This window comes from Nostoc sp. NMS8 (genome assembly GCF_017115045.1).
Classification (GTDB): Bacteria; Cyanobacteriota; Cyanobacteriia; order Cyanobacteriales; family Nostocaceae; genus Nostoc.
On the sequence record NZ_JABXKK010000109.1, the window covers coordinates 59,150 to 79,906 of the forward strand.

A 20,757-nucleotide genomic window follows, 5' to 3' on the forward strand; every position below is an offset into this window, starting at 1 on the left:
TTTGTTCTCTTCCTCATGCCCAATCCCTAATCCCCAATCCCCTAACATTTGTTAACCAAGAGATTGTCATGGGAATTATAACGTTAGCACACAGAAATTTTCGTAAAAGTTTATGAGCGCAAAAGTTGATGGAACTTTAAAGATCGCTGGGTATCAAACTATAGAAGAACTTTATTCAGGTTCTCGTACCCAAGTGTATCGGGCAATTCGGGAATGCGATCGCCTACCAGTTGTCATCAAGCTCTTAAAACGAGAATACCCAAGTTTTAGCGAATTAGTACAGTTTCGCAACCAATATGCGATCGCTAAAAATCTAGATATTGCCAACATTATCAAACCCTACAGCCTGGAAACCTATTACAATGGCTATGCCCTAGTGATGGAGGACTTTGGTGGCATTAGCTTGCGGCAGTTTACTCAAGGAAAAACACTGACATTAGAGCAATTTTTACCCATTGCTCTGCAACTGCTAGACATTTTACACCAGTTACATCAACAGCGCGTTATTCACAAAGATATTAAACCAGCCAACATCTTGATTCACCCTCCTACGAAACAAATCAAGCTGATTGACTTCAGTATTGCCTCACTATTACCACGAGAAACCCAGGAGATCCAAAGTCCTAACGGGTTGGAGGGAACGCTAGCGTATCTGTCGCCAGAACAAACTGGACGGATGAACCGGGGCATTGACTACCGCAGCGACTTTTATTCATTAGGCGTGACTTTCTTTGAACTACTAAGCGGAAAATTGCCCTTTGAATCCCATGAACCGATGGAGTTGGTGCATTGCCACATTGCGAAACTTCCACCCATTGTGTGCGATTTCAACCCCGATTTGCCCTTGATGCTGGGCGAGATTATCCGCAAACTGATGGCGAAGAATGTCGAAGACCGCTATCAGAGTACTATGGGACTTAAACATGACCTTGTTACCTGCTTAGAACAGTGGCGAGAAACAGGTAAGCACACTTGGTTTGAGTTGGGACAGCGAGATATTAGCGATCGCTTTCTTATTCCCGAAAAACTTTACGGACGCGAATCGGAAGTACAGACGTTACTGGAAGCATTTGGCCATGTTGCCAATGGTGGCTCCCAACTGATGCTGGTGGCAGGTTTCTCTGGCATTGGCAAAACCGCAGTCGTCAATGAAGTGCATAAGCCGATTATGCGCTGGAACGGCTACTTCATCAAGGGCAAATACGACCAGTTCAACCGCAACATTCCTCTGTCTGCTTTTGTCCAAGCCTTTCGTGACTTGATGGGACAGTTGCTTAGTGAAAGCGATCGCCAACTAGAGCAATGGCAGAATAAGATTTTAGCGGCAGTTGGAGATAATGGGCAACTCCTGATCGAGGTGATTCCAGAACTGGAGCAGATTATAGGTAAACAGCCTGCGAGCGCAGAATTATCGGGTAGTGCGGCACAGAACCGTTTCAATCTGCTGTTTCAAAAGTTTATTCAAGTTTTTACCACACCAGAGCATCCGTTGGTGATGTTTCTCGATGATTTACAGTGGGCAGATTCGGCATCACTTAATTTGCTGAAGCTGTTGATGTTCCAGGGGGATTGCGGCTATCTATTGATTATTGGTGCATACCGCGATAACGAAGTATTTCCAGTTCATCCACTCATATTGACCCTAGATGAGATTGAAAAGGCATCCTCCCACATCAATACTCTGACTCTATTTCCCTTGAGTAAAGCAGATGTGAATCATTTAATCGCCGATTCCCTCAGTTGTGCAACAGAACAAGCATTGCCGTTAACGGAGTTGGTTTATCAAAAAGCTAAAGGTAATCCCTTTTTCACGACTCAGTTTTTGAAAGTGCTACATGAGGATAGGCTGATTACCTTTGATTGGGAGGTAGGTTTTTGGCAGTGTGATGTGACGCAAGTAAGAGCGATCGCTATCACCGATGATGTGGTGGAATTTATGGCCCAACAGCTTCAGAAATTGCCCGATATCACTCAAAATGTTTTGAAACTGGCAGCCTGTATCGGCAATCAGTTTGATTTGGCGACATTGGCGATCGTTTCTGAAAAGTCAGAGACGGAAACCGCTTCAGACTTGTGGAAAGCATTACAAGAAGGATTTATCATTCCCATCAATGAAATTTACAAGTTTTATCAGGATTCCTCGTTGGTGATTGGTCATTTGCAAATGACCAATCACCAAGCACAAATGACGGTTTACAAATTCTTGCACGATCGCGTCCAACAAGCTGCTTATTCCCTAATTCCAGACGCACAAAAACAAATCGCTCACCTAAAAATTGGGCAACTATTACTGACTCATACGCCAGTTCCCAAACAAGACGAAAAATTGTTTGAAATTGTTAACCAACTTAATATCGGTAAATCCCTAATAGTCCATCTATCTGAGCAAATAGAACTCGCCCAACTCAATCTAAAAGCTGGACAAAAAGCCAGAGCCGCAACTGCCTATATAGCCGCATTTGAATATTGCACTATAGGTATTTCCTTGTTAGCTGAAGATATGTGGCAAAGCCAGTATGAGTTAACCTTAGCTCTCTATGAAGCTGCTACTGAAGCTGCTTACCTGAGCGGCAACTTTCAGCAGATGACACAATTAGCGGCAGTCATCATCGAACACTCTAGAAACTTGTTGGATACAGTCAAGGTTTATGAAGTTCAAATTCAAGCTGCTCAAGCTCAACATCAATTTATAGAGGCAGTGCAGATTGCCCTGAAGATTGTAGAACGTCTAGGAACGAGTTTTCCTGAGCAACCAAGTCAATTAGATATTGCACAGGCATTCGAGGCGACTAAATCGATCCTGGCAGGCAGGCAACCGTTGGACTTAATCACTCTGCCCCAGATTGCAAACCCTAACAAATTAGCAGTTATACGGATTCTTGCGGCTGTCTCTTCTGCTGCCTTTGTCGTCACTCCAGCACTCTTACCGTTTATTACCCTTGAGCAGGTAAATTTATCCGTTCAATATGGCAACACCTCATTTTCGGCAATTGGCTATGCCTACTACGGACTAATACTTTGTGGAATGGTAGGAGAGATTGACTTTGGCTATGAGTGTGCAAAACTTGCACTTTTATTGCTCGAACATTTCAATGCCAAAGAACTGAAATCCAGAGTCTATGTCGGAATTCATTGTAGTGTGTGGCATTGGAAAGAGCCGCTCAAGAACACCTTACCGTTTCTTCGGGAAGGCTACGAAGTTGGATTGGAAACGGGAGATTTAGAATCAGCTGCTATTTGCGGATTTATTTACATCTCGTACTGTTGGTTTATGGGCAAAGAACTAAGCGAACTCAGCCGACAAAGCACTGCCTTCCGAGATCAGCTGGCGCACCTTAAGCAAGAAGGTCTTACCAGTCATCTGACAGTTTTTCAGCAAGCAATTTTGAATATGATCGGCGATTCTGCTGAACCTTGGCAACTGAGTGGAAATGCCTTTAATCGAGAGGAAATTGTGCCAGCCCTCCAGCGATCGGGCGATCAGACTGCGCTGTACTATTTCTATGCCAGCCAACTGGGTCTATGTTACATGTTTGGCAAGTTCGAATTGGCGGTGTCAGCTGCGATCGCAGCTGAAAACTATATAGGTGGCGCTACAGGCTTATTCATCGTTCCGCTCTGCTACACCTATGATTCTCTAGCCCATCTGACAATCTATTCTCAGGTTTCCCAAGCACAACAGCAACACATTCTGCAACGGGTGGCTAAAAACCAGGAAAAGATGAAAAAGTGGGCTGGCCATGCTCCAGAAAATCACCTGCACAAATTTTATTTAGTTGAAGCCGATCGATACCGAGTTTTACGGCAGAAATCAGAGGCAATAGATTTCTACGATCGCGCCATTGCTCTTGCTAAAGAACACGGCTACATCCAAGAAGAAGCACTAGCCAATGAACTAGCAGCTAAATTTTATCTCGACTGGGGCAAAGAAACGATTGCTCAGTCATACATAACCCAAGCCTACTATGGCTATGCTCGTTGGGGTGCTAAAGCCAAAATCGCCGACTTGGAACGACGCTATCCCCAACTCCTTGCCCCCATCTTAGAGAAAACCCGTTCTCCCCTCTCAACTAACGAAACTATCTTCACATTGGGGAGTGTCACCTCCACCAGTTCTGCCACTTCCAATAGTAGCAGCGTCTCTGTTGCTTTAGATTTAGCCAGCATTCTTAAAGCTTCCCAAACCCTGTCTGGGGAAATTGAACTCGAAAAACTGCTTTCAACTTTGCTGCATATCGTCATTGAAAATGCAGGAGCCGATAAGTGTGTGTTCATGCTTTTAGAGTCAGATCGGTTGCTAATTCAAGCGTTAGCACAGCTTTCCTTGAGCAATATACCGAACCAGACTGCCAAAGTTGATTTTTACCCAATGTTGCTCAACCCACAGTCTATTGAAGACTCGGTTGAGGTGCCAATTAGCTTAATTAATACCGTGAAACGCAGGTTACAACCTGCTGTAATTATGAATGCTACGGTGCATCCGCAATTAATTAATGACTCGTATATTCAGCAACAACAGCCCAAGAGTCTCTTGTGCAGCCCGATTTTGCATCAGGGTAAGTTGTTGGGCATATTGTATTTAGAAAACAATTTGGCAACCGGAGTCTTTACCAGCGATCGCGTCGAACTGCTCAACTTACTTTGCGCCCAAGCAGCAATTTCTCTGGAAAATGCTCGACTTTATCAAAATTCCCAAAACCATGCTCAACAATTAGAACAATCTCTAGCCAAATTGCAGGTTAGTGAAACCAGTTTCCAAAATTTGGCGAATAATATTCCTGGGATGGTGTACCAATTCCGTCTGGCGGCTGACGGTTCAACTTCAACACCCTACGTTAGCTCTGGCTGTCTCGACTTGTATGAGTTAGAGCCAGAGTTGGTGATGGTAGGCACGCATAGCCTTTATGCGATGAATCATCCTGACGATCGCGCAGCTGTTGCCCAAGCGATCGCTTACTCTGCCCAAAACCTCGCACCGTTTGAGCTAGAATGTCGCATTATCGTGCCTTCAGGAACCGTGAAATGGGTTAGATCTACTGCTCGACCAGAGCGACAAGCCGATGGTGCAATCATCTGGGATGGGGTGATGATTGATATTAGCGATGTCTACGACGAGCTTCGCTTACGCAAACAAGCCGAAGCATCTCTAGCCAAAGAACGAGAGTTTTTGAATGTAATTATTCAAACTATTACAGATGGGATTGTTGTCTGTGATTCTCATGGCACGTTGACTTTATTCAATACAGCAACTCGTGAATTTCATGGCTTACCAGTGGAATCATTACCACCAGAACAATGGACGGAACATTTCGATCTCTATCAACTTGATGGAAAAACACCTCTATCAACTACAGAAATCCCTCTGTTTCGCGCCTTGCAAGGGGAAATAGTCGAAAATGCCGAAATGGTAATTGCGCCAAAGCATGGTTCTAAGAGAATTTTGTTAGCCAGTGGACAGGCGATCGTCGATTCTTCGGGTAACAAACTCGGTGCGGTAGTTGTGATGCGAGATATTAGCGAGGTCTATGACGACCTGCGCTTACGCAAAAAAGCAGAACTTGCCTTACAGCAAAAGTCACAAGATTTACAACAAGCATTGAATGATTTGCAAAACGCCCAATTACAAATGGTGCAGAGTGAGAAAATGTCTGCACTGGGCAATTTAGTTGCTGGTGTGGCTCATGAAATGAATAATCCTCTTGGTTTTATTGCTGCTAGTCTCAAACAAGTTAAACCTAGCATCGCTGATATTGTTGAACATCTGGCACTATATCAAGAAAGTTTACCTCACAAAAATGACAAAATCCTTAACCATGCCGAAGAAATCGACTTGGATTATAGTTTAGAAGACTTGCCCAAGATAATTGATTCCATGACTATGGCGTGCGATCGCCTGAAAAATATTAGCACTAGTCTCCGCACTTTCTCCCGTGCTGATAGAGATTATAAAGTGCCATTTAATATCCACCAAGGCATCGACAGCACGATTTTAATTTTGAAACATCGTCTCAAAGCTAATGAACAACGTCTAGCAATTGAAGTAATAACTGAGTATGGCAATTTACCTCAAATTGAGTGTTTCCCTGGACAATTGAATCAGGTATTTATGAATATTATTGCCAATTCAATTGATGCTTTAGATGAGTCGAGTCTTGGGCAGAGTTTAGCAGATAATCAAGCAAAACACAACCAAATTAAAATTACTACTTCGACATTAGAAAATCTCGTTAAAGTTGCAATTCTTGATAATGGCAATGGGATGAGCGAACAAACAAAATCAAAAATATTTGACCATTTATTTACTACAAAAGCTGTCGGTAAAGGCACAGGATTAGGGTTAGCGATCGCTCGTCAAATTGTTGAACAAACCCACGGCGGAAAATTGAATTTTAACTCTGTTCTGGGCCAGGGTACAGAATTTGTTATTGAAATTCCGGTATAATTTTTGCTCTTTTGGTAAACAGCTTCAGATATCTGGGAATACTAAATCTGGAAATCTTCAGGATTTAGCAGTATGGTTAGCACCTTAGTCAGTATTCCCGGATATCGCATCAGTGAAGAACTCTACAATGGTTCCAGAACCCTGGTGTATCGAGGGCATCGAGAAACTGACTCATTACCTGTAGTGATTAAACTACTGAAAAATCCTTATCCGAGTTTGGGCGAACTCTTGTCGTTTCGCAATCAATACAGCATCGCCAAAAATCTTAACCATCCGGGAATTATTCAAACTTATAGCCTAGAAGCATACCAAAATGGCTATGCGTTGGTGATGGAAGACTTTGGGGGCATATCCCTTAAGGATTTTGTCAAGGTAGAGAGGTTACATATAACATCTCTAAAGGAATTTTTTCTCCCCGCTATATCTCTGTGTAACACATTAGATATTGTCATTCGTCATCGCATTATTCATAAAGATATTAAACCCAGTAATATTTTAATTAATCCCGAAACCAAACAAGTTAAATTAATTGACTTCAGTATTGCATCTTTGCTACCAAGAGAAACCCAAGAAATTCAAAATGCCAACGCTCTAGAAGGCACACTTGCTTATCTTTCGCCAGAGCAAACTGGAAGGATGAACCGGGGAATTGACTATCGCAGTGACTTCTACTCATTAGGTGTCACATTTTATGAATTACTCACTGGAGTTTTACCATTTGTCTCAAACGATCCGATGGAGTTGGTGCATTGTCATCTTGCCAAAAATCCCATTGCTGTACATCATCACAATCCCAATATTCCCTTAGTTTTATCTGAAATCGTCACTAAGTTAATGGCTAAGAATGCCGAAGAACGCTATCAGAGTACCTTGGGAATCAAGCATGATTTAGAAATTTGTCTAAGTCAATTACAAGCCACCGGAAATATTGAATATTTTACATTAGCAGAGCGAGATATTAGCGATCGCTTCCTCATTCCCGAAAAACTCTACGGCAGAGAAACCGAAGTATTAACCCTTCTCAAAGCATTTGAAAAAGTCAGGTTTGGGACAACAGAAATGATGTTGGTAGCAGGCTTTTCTGGGATTGGGAAAACTGCCGTTGTCAATGAAGTTCATAAACCCATTGTCCGGCAACGTGGTTATTTTATTAAAGGCAAATATGACCAATTCCAGCGCAATATTCCCTTTTCGGCATTTGTGCAAGCATTCCGAGATTTAATGAGGCAATTGCTTTCAGAATCAGATGCACAACTACAAGCCTGGAAAACCCAAATTCTCGAAGCCGTTGGCGACAATGGACAAGTCTTGATTGACGTAATTCCAGAACTAGAACGCATTGTTGGTACTCAACCTCCAGCTATAGAACTATCAGGGAGTGCTGCCGAAACCCGCTTTAATCTGCTGATGCAGAAATTTGTGCAAATCTTCACAAGCATTGAACATCCTTTAGTGATGTTTTTAGATGATTTGCAATGGGCAGATTGCGCATCGCTGAAATTGCTGGAATTATTGATGTCAGAAACAGGACATTTATTAATCTTGGGTGCATATCGAGATAATGAAGTCTCGCCGGTTCATCCATTCATCCTGACTGTAGATGAAATCGTCAAAAGTGGGGCAGTAGTCAATACGATTGTTCTGCAACCGTTAAGCGAAACAGATATGAATCAGTTGGTGGCAGATACCCTAAATTGCGAATTATTGCTAGCCCAACCTTTGACAAAATTAGTCTATCAAAAAACTCATGGTAATCCTTTCTTTGCTACCCAATTTCTCAAGGCATTAAATGACGATTGTCTAATTACGTTTGACTTAGAATACTGTCATTGGCAGTGTAATATTGCCCAAGTTAGAGCCTTAGCAATTACTAATGATGTGGTGGAGTTTATGGCACTGCAATTGCAGAAATTGCCGAACCAAACTCAGAATGTTCTCAAACTGGCAGCTTGTATTGGAGCGCAGTTTGATTTGAATACGCTGGCGATCGTTTCAGAACAATCCCTAGAAACAACGGCGGCTGATTTATGGAAAGCGTTGCAAGAAGGGCTGATTATTCCGAATACGGAAATCTATAAGTTCTTTATTCAATCTGACAGTACCTCGGTTTCTAATGCCGCAGCTAATCCGATTTATCGATTTTTGCATGACCGAGTTCAACAAGCAGCTTATTCCCTAATTCCTGATGACCAAAAAAAAGCAACTCATGTCAAAATTGGACAGTTACTTCAGCAAAACTTTTCCGAAATAGAACGAGAAGAAAAACTGTTTGATATTGTTGGACATTTGAATTTAGGAATTGAATTAATTAATCAACAACAGGAACGAGAAGCCTTAGCGCAACTTAACTTCAAAGCTGGCAGTAAAGCCAGAAGTTCAACTGCATACACTGCCGCCAAAGTGTATCTACAAACTGGAATTGATTTACTAGAGGTCGATTGTTGGAAACATCAGTATGAACTAACTCTGAATCTGTATGTGACGGCTGCGGAAGTTGCTTATTTGAATGGTGACTTTGAGGGTATGGAACAGCTAGCCGCAGTGGTATTGCGACAAGCACAAACCATTTTCGACAAAGTGAAAATCTATGAAATTCAAATCGTGGCACAGACGGCTCAGATCCAAATATTAACGGCGCTGGCAGTGGGAACAGAGGCTCTAGCGCAATTTGGGGTGGATTTCCCGACAAAAGTAGACGAAGCTTTGATTGACAAAGCCTTACAAGAACTTAACCAGCAACTAAATGGCAGAGAGATTGCTGGGTTGATCGAGCTGCCCGTGATAAGCGATCGCACCGCGATCGCCGCGATGCAATTGTTAAGAATGTTGGTTGCACCTGTGTTCCAGGGAATGCCAGGTTTACTGCCCCTGTTGAGCGCGACGATGGTGCGGTTATCGCTCCAGTTTGGCAATGACAAAGCCTCGACAGTCGGCTATGTGATTCATGGCATGGTGCTATGTTCAATTCTTTGCGAAGTCGAAACAGGCTACGAGTTTGGTAAATTAGCACTCTCCTTACTGGAGAGGTTGAATGCTCAGTCTATGAAATGCAGCACTCTCAACATGTTTGGGAATTTCATTCAGCATCACCAGCAATCATTCTTGGCAACTCTACCAACCATCAAAGATAGTTACACCATTGGTATGGAAACAGGTGATTTTCTCTTTGCTGGTTACGGCATAGCAAATTACGCCTATGTTGCGCTTTTTGCAGGTATAGACCTGGACACGTTAGCACCGGAATTGACTGGTTACAGTGCTGCCCTGGCTCAATTGAAACAAGATTCAGCGCGGATTATTTTGGGCATGGTGCGGCAAACAGTGCAGCAGTTCCAAGAAACGGTGAGCCAGCCCGATTGCTTAATAGGCACTGCCTACGATGAAACGGTGATGATTCCTAAGCACCAAGAGGATAAGAATCTCACAATGATCGCCTTTGTTTCTACTTACAAACTGCTGCTTGCCTACTACTTTGGCAATTATCAGGCTGCCCTCGACTATATCACCCAAGGCAAGCCCTATTTGATAGCAGCATCGGGAATGGTGCATATTCCCATTTTCCATTTCTATGCAGCGCTGACGTACTTGGCACTTGTTCCCACAAAGTCAGAAATTGAGCTTTCTGTAATTCTTGCCGAGTTTAAAACCTATGAAAGTATTCTGCATCAGTGGGCGCACAATGCCCCGATGAATCATAAGCATAAATGGCATCTCGTGGAGGCCGAAAAGTGTCGAGTTTTTGGTAACAAGTTGGAAGCAATGGAGCAGTACGATCGCGCCATCGCCCTCGCCAAAGAAAATCAATACCCCAACGAAGAAGGTTTAGCCAATGAACTAGCCGCTAAATTCTATCTGGATTGGGGCAAAGAAAAAATCGCTCAAACCTATATGACTGAAGCTTATTATTGTTACACCCGTTGGGGAGCAAAAGCTAAAGTTGTTGATTTAGAAACCCGCTATCCCCAACTACTCGCCACAATTTGGCAAAAACAGCAACCATCTTTCACATCTACGGAAACGATGATTGCGATCTCTTCTCACACGATTCAGACTTCCAACTTCAATAATGTTAGCCTTTCCGAAGCCCTGGATCTGGCGACCATTCTCAAAGCTTCTCAATCTCTATCGAGTGAAATTGAGTTGGATAAATTACTCTCAACCCTACTTGAGGTGGTACTGGAAAGTGCGGGAGCGGATAAATGTGCGTTGCTGATGCCTTCAGGCGAACGCTGGGTAATTGAGGCATTATCCCAATTGGAACAGCCTAGCATTATCTTGCGAAGGCTGCCCTTTGACGATGGTCAAACAGTACCCGTTACCCTAATCAATCGGGTCAAAAATACCCTCACCTTGACTGTAATTGAGAATGCAGTAGTTGAGCCAACCCTAGCGGCTGACCCTTATATTATTCGCCATTCACCTAAGAGTATTCTCTGTGCGCCAATTCTCAACCAAGGCAAATTGATTGGCATTTTGTACCTAGAAAATAATCTGACGGTGGGAGCATTTACGAGCGATCGCTTACAAGTTCTCAAACTCCTCACGACTCAAGCAGCGATCTCTCTAGAAAATGCCCAACTTTATCGCCAATTAGAGGAATATTCCCATACTTTGGAGCAAAAAGTCGAAGAACGCACCCAGGAAATAACACGTTCTTACACTCAGCTAGAATCAACCTTAGAAAAATTATACTCGACTCAAGCCAAGCTCATTCAAGCTGAAAAAATGTCCGGTTTGGGACAGCTAGTTGCCGGAATTGCTCATGAAATTAATAATCCGATTAATTTCATCTATGGCAACTTAGAACCAGCCAGTGAATATGTTGCTTCCTTAATTGAATTAAATAACTTATATCAGAAATACTATCCCCAACCATTGCCAGAGATTGCCGCAAAAATCACCGAGATAGAACTAGAGTTTCTGGTGAATGATTTACAAAAGCTACTCTCGTCGATGAGAACAGGAGCAGATCGTATCCGTCAAATTGTGCTGTCGCTGCGAAACTTTTCCCGTTTGGATGAATCAGAAATAAAATCAGTAGATATTCACTCTGGTATTGATAGCACACTGTTAATTTTGCAGCATCGACTCAAAAACAATAGTAAATCTTCCGAGATTACAGTGATTCGAGAATATGCAAATATGCCTTTAGTCAATTGTTACGCTTCGGCTTTAAATCAGGTATTTATACATCTGATAAACAATGCCATTGATGCTTTACAAGAATTAAAGGTAAATCGCACACTTACTATTAGAATTCGGACGGAATTTTCAGAATCAAAAAAAGTACTAATCCGTATTGCAGACAACGGTGTAGGGATGAGCGAGTCCGTGCAAAATAAGATGTTTAATCCATTTTTTACTACAAAGCCAATTGGTAGTGCTACAGGTTTGGGATTGTCAACTAGCTATTCGATTGTAGTAGAAAAACATGGAGGTCAGTTAAGCTGCATTTCCAAACTAGGAGAGGGAACAGAATTTTTCGTTGAAATTCCGGTATAATTTTTGGTAAACAACTTCAGATATCGTATCAGTGAGAACTCTACAATGGTTCGAGAACCCTAGTTTATCGAGGGTATCGAGAGAGTGACTCATTGAAGAACGACAATCAAGGGAAAGAAACTACTTTGCAAGAAGCGCTTTTAAATTTCAGCAGAGGTGAAATTGCTAGGCTTTGCACTTGCCGATCAATACCATCTCCCTGAATAATCACCTGAGAACGTGACTGAATTAATTCCCCTATCTGCGGACAACCTAGAACAGGAGTCAGTTCTGTTAAAGCAAAGAAAAATTCTGTGTTTAATTTGTCTAACGATGGTCGTAATGTTTGGTTTAAGTCTGGGACGTTAGGAAAAGATTTAATACCTTGCTTTTGCCAGTTTTTAAAATCAGCTGTTTGGATGAGTTTTCCTGCATCTATTTGTGCTTGAAAAAATTCTGCAACTCTATCGGGTTCTAGGTTATGAGTTTTTGCTTGTTGTCTAGCCTTTAATAGTAACTCTTGTTCGCGCTTGAGATCCTCAATAGGACGTTTGTGATTCCATTTCCACCGCGCTACATCATGTGCAATTAGTAATCGTTGCTGGATCAATTTTAGTAATTTATCTACAGGTAGCTGCTGATCTGCGATCGCAATATCTTGATAATTTGCTGATTTTACTGACTGAGAGTTCTGAGTAGTAAAATATAATTTTAAGTTCGCTGCAACTACTGTACTACTGAAAAAAAGCCCAAAGAAAACTATGATGACAAACAACAGTGGATGCTTTCTGAAAAAATTTAAATTCATGTCAAAAAGTTGCTCACCTCTGTTAACTATCAACAATTTACAGTATTATGATAGAAATACAGTATTTTAAATCTTAGATAGAATATCTCATAGTTACTAACAAAAAGCAAGATCAGCACAAAAAGCTGTTGTATTTGCTGGAATATTCTGGTTCTGAGGTGATTTATCAGACTGAGTTGCAGCTTAACTGCGCTGGCAATGAAATTTGCGCGCCAGTTGCTCATGGAGGAAACCCCTTCTCCCGTAGGTATCGCATTAAAATACAGCTTGCCTAAAAGCACCTACTAAGTTTGCTGGCGCTTATAGGCATCTGCACGTTCAAATACTATCGGATAACAATATTTAGTCGGTCGTTCCTAGTCAGAGATTTGGAACAAAACAAACTCCTAACTCTTCGTCTCTCCTTTAAGCCTTTCTGGCCACCACCGAGTTTTTAACCAAAAGTTCCACTGCTGCTTGATATTGCAGATCCGCCTCGGTACCAATCTGTTCGCGGTTAATGGCTGGTTGGGAAATAACCTGATCTGGCTTAATACCTAGTTTGTTAATATCCCGATGTTGAGGAGTTTCATACTTAGCAATTGTGACTGCCAAGCCCGAACCATCTGATAATTCAAATAAAGATTGAATTAAACCTTTGCCAAAAGTGGTTTCGCCTACCAACTGGGCGCGAGCATTATCTTGGAGTGCGCCGGCGAGAATCTCACTGGCACTAGCAGTTCCTTGATTCACCAAAATCACCAGAGGATCTTTCGTCAGGGCTGGCCCAAGGGCTTCAAAACTACCCTGAATGCCTTGTCGGTTAACAGTGTAAACGATAGTGCCGGAGTCTAACCACAGACGGGCAATTTCAATTCCTGATTGCAATAACCCCCCAGGATTATTTCGTAAATCTAGAATGTAGGCAGCAGCGCCTTTTTTTTCTAGACTAGAAATAGCGTGTGCCAATTCCGTTGAAGCGTTGGCATTAAATTGTGTAAGACGTAAGTAGCCAATGGGTGTACCCTCAGTGGAAACACGCAAATCTGAAACCACAGGGTTAAGAGCAATGCGATCGCGCGTTAGTCTAATTTCTGTTTCTGCCTCTCCATCCCGTTCGATCAGGAGAGTAACAAGGCTACCACTCGGCCCGCGCATTTTAGTTGCAGCTTCATCAAGGGTAAGATTTTTTGTAGAAACGCCCTCAATTTTGAGAATGCGATCGCGTGGTCGAATCCCCGCTTTATCTGCCGGTGAACCGGCGATGGGAGCCACTACTTCTAACTTCCCAGTCTCAGGATTCAAGGCAATTTGTAATCCCACCCCAGTCAGTTCCCCAGAAGTATTGACCTGCAAGCTGCGGTATTGTTCTGGATCTAAAAAGCGAGTAAAAGGATCGTCGAGGCTCTTGAGCATCTTCCCAATCGCCTCATAACTGGCATTTGAGTCTGCCAGTGGCTTCTCCAGAACCTTTTGCCGCACAGCCGCCCAGTTTTGATGATTAAATGTCTCATCTAGATAAGTGCGATTAACAATTCGCCAAACTTCCGAAACCAGCTTTTGTTCCGTCGTCAAAGCCATCGCCGGCTGAGTAAGCGTACCCAACGCCAAGCAAAACGCCATTAACAATGAAAATCCAACCCGAAAGACTTGTTTATTCATGAACCCTATTATCAATTCCACCTCAACCCAAATTGCCTAGATAATGCCCACTTCCCCTGTTGTTGATGAAATCTATCTCTCGATTATGTTACTTTTTTTATAGAAGTGGTGCATTTTTCTCATCAAGTTGTTCAGTCAACTGATGCATCGTATCCACTCACCAAAGGATAAAATCTACTTTGTGTCCACCATTTTGTGTGTAGGGGCGTAAAGAGATCGCAATATATTCCATCTTTACAGAATGTAAAGTTTCTGAAGTCTCTTAGCACGCCAAAAGCTGAAAAGCAAACAAAAAACTCCCCTTTACGAAAATCCCAAAATTGCTAATTGGGAGAGAAGTCTGAACAAAGGCTTCTGCCGATTCAGAACTTCGGGATTTATCAAACGCAACCGACTTTTAGGAACTTGAGATTGTATGGCCAACGTTTACGACTGGTTTGAGGAACGCCTGGAGATTCAGGCACTCGCCGAAGATGTCACTAGCAAGTACGTCCCTCCCCACGTCAATATCTTTTACTGTCTGGGTGGAATTACCCTAGTTTGCTTTCTCATCCAGTTTGCCACTGGATTTGCCATGACATTCTACTACAGACCAACAGTCACCGAAGCTTTCTCCTCAGTGGAGTACATCATGAATGAAGTAAACTTCGGTTGGCTAATTCGCTCCATCCATCGCTGGTCTGCCAGCATGATGGTATTGATGATGATTTTGCACACCTTCCGGGTTTATCTCACAGGTGGTTTCAAAAAGCCCCGCGAACTGACCTGGATCAGTGGTGTCATCCTGGCTGTGATTACCGTTTCCTTCGGAGTCACTGGCTATTCTCTACCTTGGGATCAAGTCGGCTACTGGGCTGTGAAAATCGTTAGCGGTGTACCAGAAGCAATTCCCGTAGTTGGTGTTCTGATCTCCGACTTGCTGCGCGGCGGTTCTAGTGTTGGTCAAGCAACACTAACCCGTTACTACAGCGCACACACCTTTGTACTGCCTTGGTTGATTGCAGTCTTCATGCTGTTTCACTTCTTGATGATCCGCAAGCAAGGCATTTCCGGGCCTTTGTAATCTCAGTTATTAGCGAAAGGCAACATTTGTCAGTTTTCAGATGACGTTGTTTGTTTTAAACTTATGAAACACAAGAAATTAATGGCACATAAGTTCTAAAAAACAAATACCTGTATCTGGAGCCGAAAACCGTAGAAAACCTCCAGATGGCGGACTGTAGAGAGACAAACGCTGTTTGCTGCCTGCTGGTTGCCTAGTAGCTGATAGCTTTCACAAATGCTTTAATTTAACTTAAGCAGGAGAGCAAATTTCAAAATGGCAACACAAAAAAAACCTGACCTGAGCGATCCTCAGTTAAGAGCCAAACTCGCTAAAGGCATGGGTCACAACTACTATGGTGAACCCGCTTGGCCTAATGACCTACTTTACGTCTTTCCAATTGTGATCATGGGTTCCTTTGCTGCAATTGTGGCTCTAGCTGTGCTAGATCCTGCAATGACAGGTGAACCAGCAAATCCTTTCGCTACACCATTGGAAATTTTGCCAGAGTGGTACTTGTATCCAGTCTTCCAAATTTTGCGATCGCTTCCTAACAAGCTTTTAGGAGTGTTAGCAATGGGTTCCGTACCACTAGGGCTAATTCTCATTCCCTTTATTGAGAACGTGAATAAGTTCCAAAATCCCTTCCGCCGTCCAGTTGCAACCACAGTATTCCTCGTTGGTACCCTTGTCACCCTCTGGCTGGGTATTGGTGCTGCTTTGCCATTGGATAAATCTTTGACTTTGGGACTATTCTAAATTAGTCACCTCAAAGTGCTTTGACGCCTGTGAGTTTCAATAGCAGATGCAGATGTGCTTTTGAAAACAATCAACAGGCGTCAATTTTAACAAGTCGCGCCAAGATTCCTTGACTTCGGCGCAGTAAGTCTTTTAGGAATGGCGCACCGGGACGGGGACTGAGGACTGTGAACTTAAAGAGTTTTATTCTCGTGCGAACACGCGCGAAGAAAACTTGGTTGGGGTCTGAATCCCCAAACAATTTTCCCAGTCCCCAGTCCCTTATCCCCAGTCCTTTTTCAATAAGAATTTACTTAACATAAGTTGCTAGTTACAACCCTTAGAATGCCAAAATCTTTCATGTTTTGTATTTTGGTAAATATAATATATAAATTCAGATTTTTTTATTTCAGAGAAATTTTGCGGATAGCGCAAAATTTAATAACTAGCAGCTTGGGTTTACTTACATTCAAGTCACAGTTAATGTTTAGCATAGTGCAGCAAGAGCATCTGATGGTTAAGAGCGAACTCAGGCTCTTAAACCAGGTGCAAGAATGGTTTGAGAAATTTTGTCTGCAACACTTATCTCAACTTGGCTGGTCAAAAACCCAACTTGATCGCCTCAATTTAGCATTAGCAGAAGGCTTTACCAACGCTGTTCGTCACGCTCATCATGCTTTACCTCCGGAAACAACCATTGAAATTAAAGTTTATCTGTGGATTGACCGATTAGAGATTAGAATTTGGGATTATGGAAAACCTTTCAATCCTGATGCGATCGCAGAACCAGCCCCAGGTACTCTACAAGTAGGTGGGTATGGATGGTTTCTCCTGAGGCGGTTGGCTGACCGTGTTGTATATGAACGTGGTCTAGATGGTAGAAATTGCCTGCTCATCGTCAAATACTCTGTAGAAGCACAAAAGTAAACTACTTACGCTGCACCATTTTGCAGAAAACTTTAGTGTGGGTTTTTAGTATCCGATCAAATATATGGTTATTTGATTGACAAAATCATACTGCTTTTTTAATTTGAATAATATATTTTTTACGTAAAATCGCTTAGTTGCTATATTTTTTGTAAAATTCTAAGGAATATATTTGTATAAAAAGAATTAGTGAAGACAGTAAAGACAGCATTCGAGTTACATTAGCTTCTTTGTTAGGATTTGCTAACGTGTTGAGAGTCTTAATTTTGTTCTCCAACAAATGCCATTTAGTGCTTAAAGAGATAGAGAGAATAGGGGACAAATGACCGAAAACGACTTATGATACAAGCCCCTAAATTTATTTATGGGGATCATTAATTTTGAATTTTGAATTCGGAGCGAAGCGACGTGACTAAGACAGCCCTAGTTACAGGAATTACTGGTCAAGATGGCTACTATCTCAGCCATTTGCTCCTCAATCGTGGTTATCGAGTTGTCGGATTAGTACCCCCGCATAGACAACCTAATTTGACAAAACTGGGAACACTGGCAAATCAGGTAGAAATTTTTACAGTTGATTTGCAAAATAGTGCGGCACTGTTGACCGCAGTTGAACAACTACGTCCCCAAGAAATTTACAATTTGGCGGCTCCCAGTTTTGTACCCGACTCCTGGAACGATCCATTGGGAACCTTGGATTTGATCACTGGTACGGCTACCAGACTCTTGGAAGCAGTACGAAAGGTTGGTTTGTCTACTAGATTTTATCAAGCTAGCAGTTCAGAAATGTTTGGCGATGTATTCCTCTCGCCTCAAGATGAAGAAACCCCTTTTCGTCCCAAAAATCCTTATGCTGCGGCTAAGATGCACGCCCACTGGACGATGGTGCATCATAGACAGCGCTATGGACTCTTTGCCTGTAGTGGAATTTTATATAATCACGAGTCTCCTTTACGCCCACCTCAGTTTGTTACACGCAAAGTTTCTCTAGCGGCTGCATCAATTAAATTGGGTTTAACTGACACCTTAGAAATGGGTAATCTGGATGCCAAACGCGATTGGGGATTTGCGGGAGATTATGCAGAAGCAATGTGGCTAATGTTGCAAGTTGATGAACCAGAAGAATATGTAATTGGCACTGGTAAACTACACAGCGTTAGAGATTTAGTTACCACAGCCTTTGAGTCTGTCGGATTGGATTGGACACAGCATATAGTATTAAATACTAGTTTTTTGCGACAAGATGAGCATTTTCAACTAGTAGCTAACCCCAGTAAAGCTAAAAGAAACCTCGGCTGGGAACCCCAAGTCAGTTTTGAGGAACTTTTAGAAAAAATGGTCAAAACAGATTTAGAAAGGTTACAAAGTGGTGCAATCGCGCCCTTACCGCGAGTGTAAATAACCTAACATGCAGATCACTACAGTGACAGAAAACCTCAAGTTAGGTAATAAAGTTAACAAAAAAACTAACCATGTCTTCGTGTTTTTAGAAATTTTTGCCCACGAAGGTGGTATCCAATCATATATAAAAGATATTTTTCGCGCCTATTCGGGATTGAGCCAAACCTACAAGGCAGAAGTATTTTTGCTACGAGATAGTCCTAATAGCTTAAATCCGTTTGAAGATGAGAACTTAAAATTTCATTACTTTAAAAACCAGTCTCCTTATTTAGGGAGATTGCAAATGGCAGCAGCTTTACTGAAGTGCCTTTTGCAAAGCCGTCCGCAGCAAGTTTTCTGCGGTCATATTAACTTAGCAGTATTAATCCAAACTCTTTGCCAGCCGTTGGGGATTCCTTATACCGTACTAACTTACGGTAAAGAAGTCTGGGAACCACTGAAAAATCAAGAACGTCGCGCCTTGACATCAGCAGTTGGAATTTGGACGATTAGTCGCTACAGCCGCGATCGCGCTTGTGTTGCTAATAGTCTAAACCCGAAAACAGTACAAATGATGCCTTGTGCAATTGATGGGGACAAATTTACTCCTGGTTCTAAGCAGCCAGAATTAATCCAGAAGTATAGTTTAACTGGTGCTAAAGTGTTAATGACAGTAGCGCGGTTATGGTCAGGGGATATTTACAAGGGTGTAGATGTCACGATTCGGGCATTACCACAAATCGCTCAAGTTTTCCCAGAAGTGAAATATTTAGTAATTGGTCGCGGTGATGATCAACCACGACTAGCACAGCTAGCAAAAGACTTAGGTGTGAGCGATCGCGTTATATTTGCTGGTTTCGTTGCCACAGAAGAATTAATGGAACATTACCGCCTTGCTGATGCCTATATTATGCCTTCACAAGAAGGCTTTGGCATTGTTTATCTGGAAGCAATGGCTTGTGGAGTACCTGTATTATCCGGTGACGATGATGGTTCCGCCGATCCTTTACAGGATGGTAAACTAGGATGGCGAGTACCACACCGCAGTCCTGATGCCGTAGCAGCGGCTTGTATAGAAATGCTGCAAGGTAATGACCAGCGATGTGATGGAGATTGGCTAAGAGAACAGGCGATCGCTCTATTTGGCATAGATGCCTTCCAACAACACTTGCAAAAAATACTTCTATTATCAGTAATGACTAATGACAAACGACTAAAATCGCTATCCTAGAAGGAGAGCAGGACGAAATTTAAAAAATGAGCTTTAAGTCATTTCAATTGAATCTTTTAAATCTCCGCCCTTGGCTCACCCTGCTGGCAGTTGTTTGGTTGCTAGCATCAGTGGGCTTGGGTTGGTTGGTCAATTCATTGCTAATTATTTTTGGGTTGCTATTGTTGGCACCTATTGTGGCTTTTTTTGGTTTTCGTTGGTGGCTACAACGCAACTTGGTTGCCGATCAGTGTCCCGTCTGTGAATATGAATTTACAGGTTTAAATAACAGTCAGTTGCAATGTCCTAACTGTGGGGAGTCACTGTTAGTACGAGATAGTCATTTTCAACGCTTCACACCAGAAGGCACGATTGATGTCACTGCTGTTGAAGTTCCAGCCAAATCACTCGAAGATTAGTCATTGGTCATTAGTTATTAGTCATTAGTCAAATTACTAATGACTAATTGTTTGTATTTGAAGATAAGATTATTTTTGTCAATTAGTATTTATGCTGAAAAAAATAAAAATAGAGTATTAAACTAACTTTTGTAGTAACTAGGCGTAGGCATCGCCTCACCAAAAATTGTGTTTCCTATCCCTTGCTAATGACCAATGACTAATGACTATTTCTTGTTTGCGAGATTGAGAGAGTGTAGTTATACTCTCGTTGCGATAGTTCACCTACATATAGCAAGTATTTTCCTACCTGCCAGTAACCAGAAAGTTCTGACTTACCTCCAGAGTAACTATCTGGTAGCACACAAAAGCGTCCTCCTGGCCCATCGATCAGTAGCGTTGCCTTTCCTTGACTTTCCGCTGTTAATCGCAAATAAGGTAGTGACTCTGTAACTTGGATAACTTGATTAGCTTCAGTGGTAATATTGCCACAATTACTTTTGACAGTTCCCCCAGACTTTCCGTTCAAAACCAGTGGATCGGGTTGGAGATTCCGATTAATTTGGATTGTTGGTGTTTGCGCCAAGTTAGCCTCAGTGAAAACCAAACTCATCGCCAAAGCTGTAGTAATAATTGCAAGTAGTCTAAGGGTTTTCATTTTAATTTATGCTCCAGATTTTTTTAGAGCAA

At 42.2% G+C, this 20,757-nt stretch carries 11 protein-coding genes; 8 read left to right on the plus strand and 3 right to left on the minus strand.

Annotated features, from left to right (window positions below):
* Nucleotides 1–112 precede the first annotated feature (112 nt).
* Nucleotides 113–6,442 (plus strand): AAA family ATPase, encoded by a 6,330-nt coding sequence (locus tag HWQ39_RS29395; protein WP_292853285.1) that lies wholly within the window; start codon nt 113–115, stop codon nt 6,440–6,442.
* Nucleotides 6,443–6,514: 72 nt separating this feature from the next.
* Nucleotides 6,515–11,944, plus strand: a complete 5,430-nt coding sequence (locus HWQ39_RS29400; RefSeq protein ID WP_292853287.1) for an ATP-binding sensor histidine kinase — start codon at nt 6,515–6,517, stop codon at nt 11,942–11,944.
* Between the two features lie 106 nt (nt 11,945–12,050).
* Here the strand turns inward: HWQ39_RS29400 and aroQ are convergent, their stop codons facing one another.
* On the minus strand, nt 12,051–12,731 hold the full coding sequence (aroQ, locus tag HWQ39_RS29405; protein ID WP_292853289.1) for a gamma subclass chorismate mutase AroQ: 681 nt from the start codon (nt 12,729–12,731) through the stop codon (nt 12,051–12,053).
* A 405-nt stretch (nt 12,732–13,136) separates the two neighbouring features.
* A complete protein-coding gene (gene ctpA / locus HWQ39_RS29410; protein ID WP_292853335.1) occupies nt 13,137–14,381 on the minus strand; it encodes a carboxyl-terminal processing protease CtpA in 1,245 nt (414 codons plus the stop codon).
* Between the two features lie 406 nt (nt 14,382–14,787).
* Between ctpA and petB the strand changes: the two genes are divergently transcribed.
* The 6 genes from petB to HWQ39_RS29440 all read left to right on the plus strand — a co-directional run bounded on the left by petB (nt 14,788) and on the right by HWQ39_RS29440 (nt 20,088).
* The gene (petB, locus tag HWQ39_RS29415; RefSeq protein WP_099102529.1) at nt 14,788–15,435 is read left to right on the plus strand and encodes a cytochrome b6; all 648 of its coding nucleotides are present in this window, start codon (nt 14,788–14,790) and stop codon (nt 15,433–15,435) included.
* A 255-nt stretch (nt 15,436–15,690) separates the two neighbouring features.
* Entirely contained in the window at nt 15,691–16,173 is a 483-nt protein-coding gene (petD, locus tag HWQ39_RS29420; protein ID WP_292853291.1) for a cytochrome b6-f complex subunit IV, read from the plus strand.
* Nucleotides 16,174–16,635: 462 nt separating this feature from the next.
* Nucleotides 16,636–17,079, plus strand: coding sequence for an anti-sigma regulatory factor (locus HWQ39_RS29425; protein ID WP_292853293.1), 444 nt, complete (start codon nt 16,636–16,638; stop codon nt 17,077–17,079).
* Between the two features lie 408 nt (nt 17,080–17,487).
* Nucleotides 17,488–18,477, plus strand: coding sequence for a GDP-mannose 4,6-dehydratase (locus tag HWQ39_RS29430; protein ID WP_292853295.1), 990 nt, complete (start codon nt 17,488–17,490; stop codon nt 18,475–18,477).
* Between the two features lie 10 nt (nt 18,478–18,487).
* Nucleotides 18,488–19,690 carry a glycosyltransferase gene (locus HWQ39_RS29435; protein WP_292853297.1) on the plus strand — a complete coding sequence of 401 codons (1,203 nt, stop codon included), beginning with the start codon at nt 18,488–18,490 and terminating at the stop codon, nt 19,688–19,690.
* A gap of 26 nt (nt 19,691–19,716) precedes the next feature.
* The gene (locus HWQ39_RS29440; protein WP_292853299.1) at nt 19,717–20,088 is read left to right on the plus strand and encodes a hypothetical protein; all 372 of its coding nucleotides are present in this window, start codon (nt 19,717–19,719) and stop codon (nt 20,086–20,088) included.
* A 199-nt stretch (nt 20,089–20,287) separates the two neighbouring features.
* On the opposite strand, the gene HWQ39_RS29445 is transcribed toward HWQ39_RS29440, so the two are convergent.
* Complete coding sequence (locus HWQ39_RS29445) at nt 20,288–20,725, minus strand: hypothetical protein (RefSeq protein ID WP_292853301.1); 438 nt, start codon at nt 20,723–20,725, stop codon at nt 20,288–20,290.
* Nucleotides 20,726–20,757: the final 32 nt, after the last annotated feature.

What these genes read in the sequence shown, in the direction of transcription:
- HWQ39_RS29440 (WP_292853299.1), top strand. Translation starts at nt 19,717, where the DNA reads ATGAGCTTTAAGTCATTTCAATTGAATCTTTTAAATCTCCGCCCTTGG.
- HWQ39_RS29445 (WP_292853301.1), bottom strand. Translation starts at nt 20,725, where the DNA reads ATGAAAACCCTTAGACTACTTGCAATTATTACTACAGCTTTGGCGATG.
- HWQ39_RS29400 (WP_292853287.1), top strand. Translation starts at nt 6,515, where the DNA reads ATGGTTAGCACCTTAGTCAGTATTCCCGGATATCGCATCAGTGAAGAA.
- HWQ39_RS29435 (WP_292853297.1), top strand. Translation starts at nt 18,488, where the DNA reads ATGCAGATCACTACAGTGACAGAAAACCTCAAGTTAGGTAATAAAGTT.
- HWQ39_RS29395 (WP_292853285.1), top strand. Translation starts at nt 113, where the DNA reads ATGAGCGCAAAAGTTGATGGAACTTTAAAGATCGCTGGGTATCAAACT.
- petB (WP_099102529.1), top strand. Translation starts at nt 14,788, where the DNA reads ATGGCCAACGTTTACGACTGGTTTGAGGAACGCCTGGAGATTCAGGCA.
- HWQ39_RS29425 (WP_292853293.1), top strand. Translation starts at nt 16,636, where the DNA reads ATGTTTAGCATAGTGCAGCAAGAGCATCTGATGGTTAAGAGCGAACTC.
- petD (WP_292853291.1), top strand. Translation starts at nt 15,691, where the DNA reads ATGGCAACACAAAAAAAACCTGACCTGAGCGATCCTCAGTTAAGAGCC.
- aroQ (WP_292853289.1), bottom strand. Translation starts at nt 12,731, where the DNA reads ATGAATTTAAATTTTTTCAGAAAGCATCCACTGTTGTTTGTCATCATA.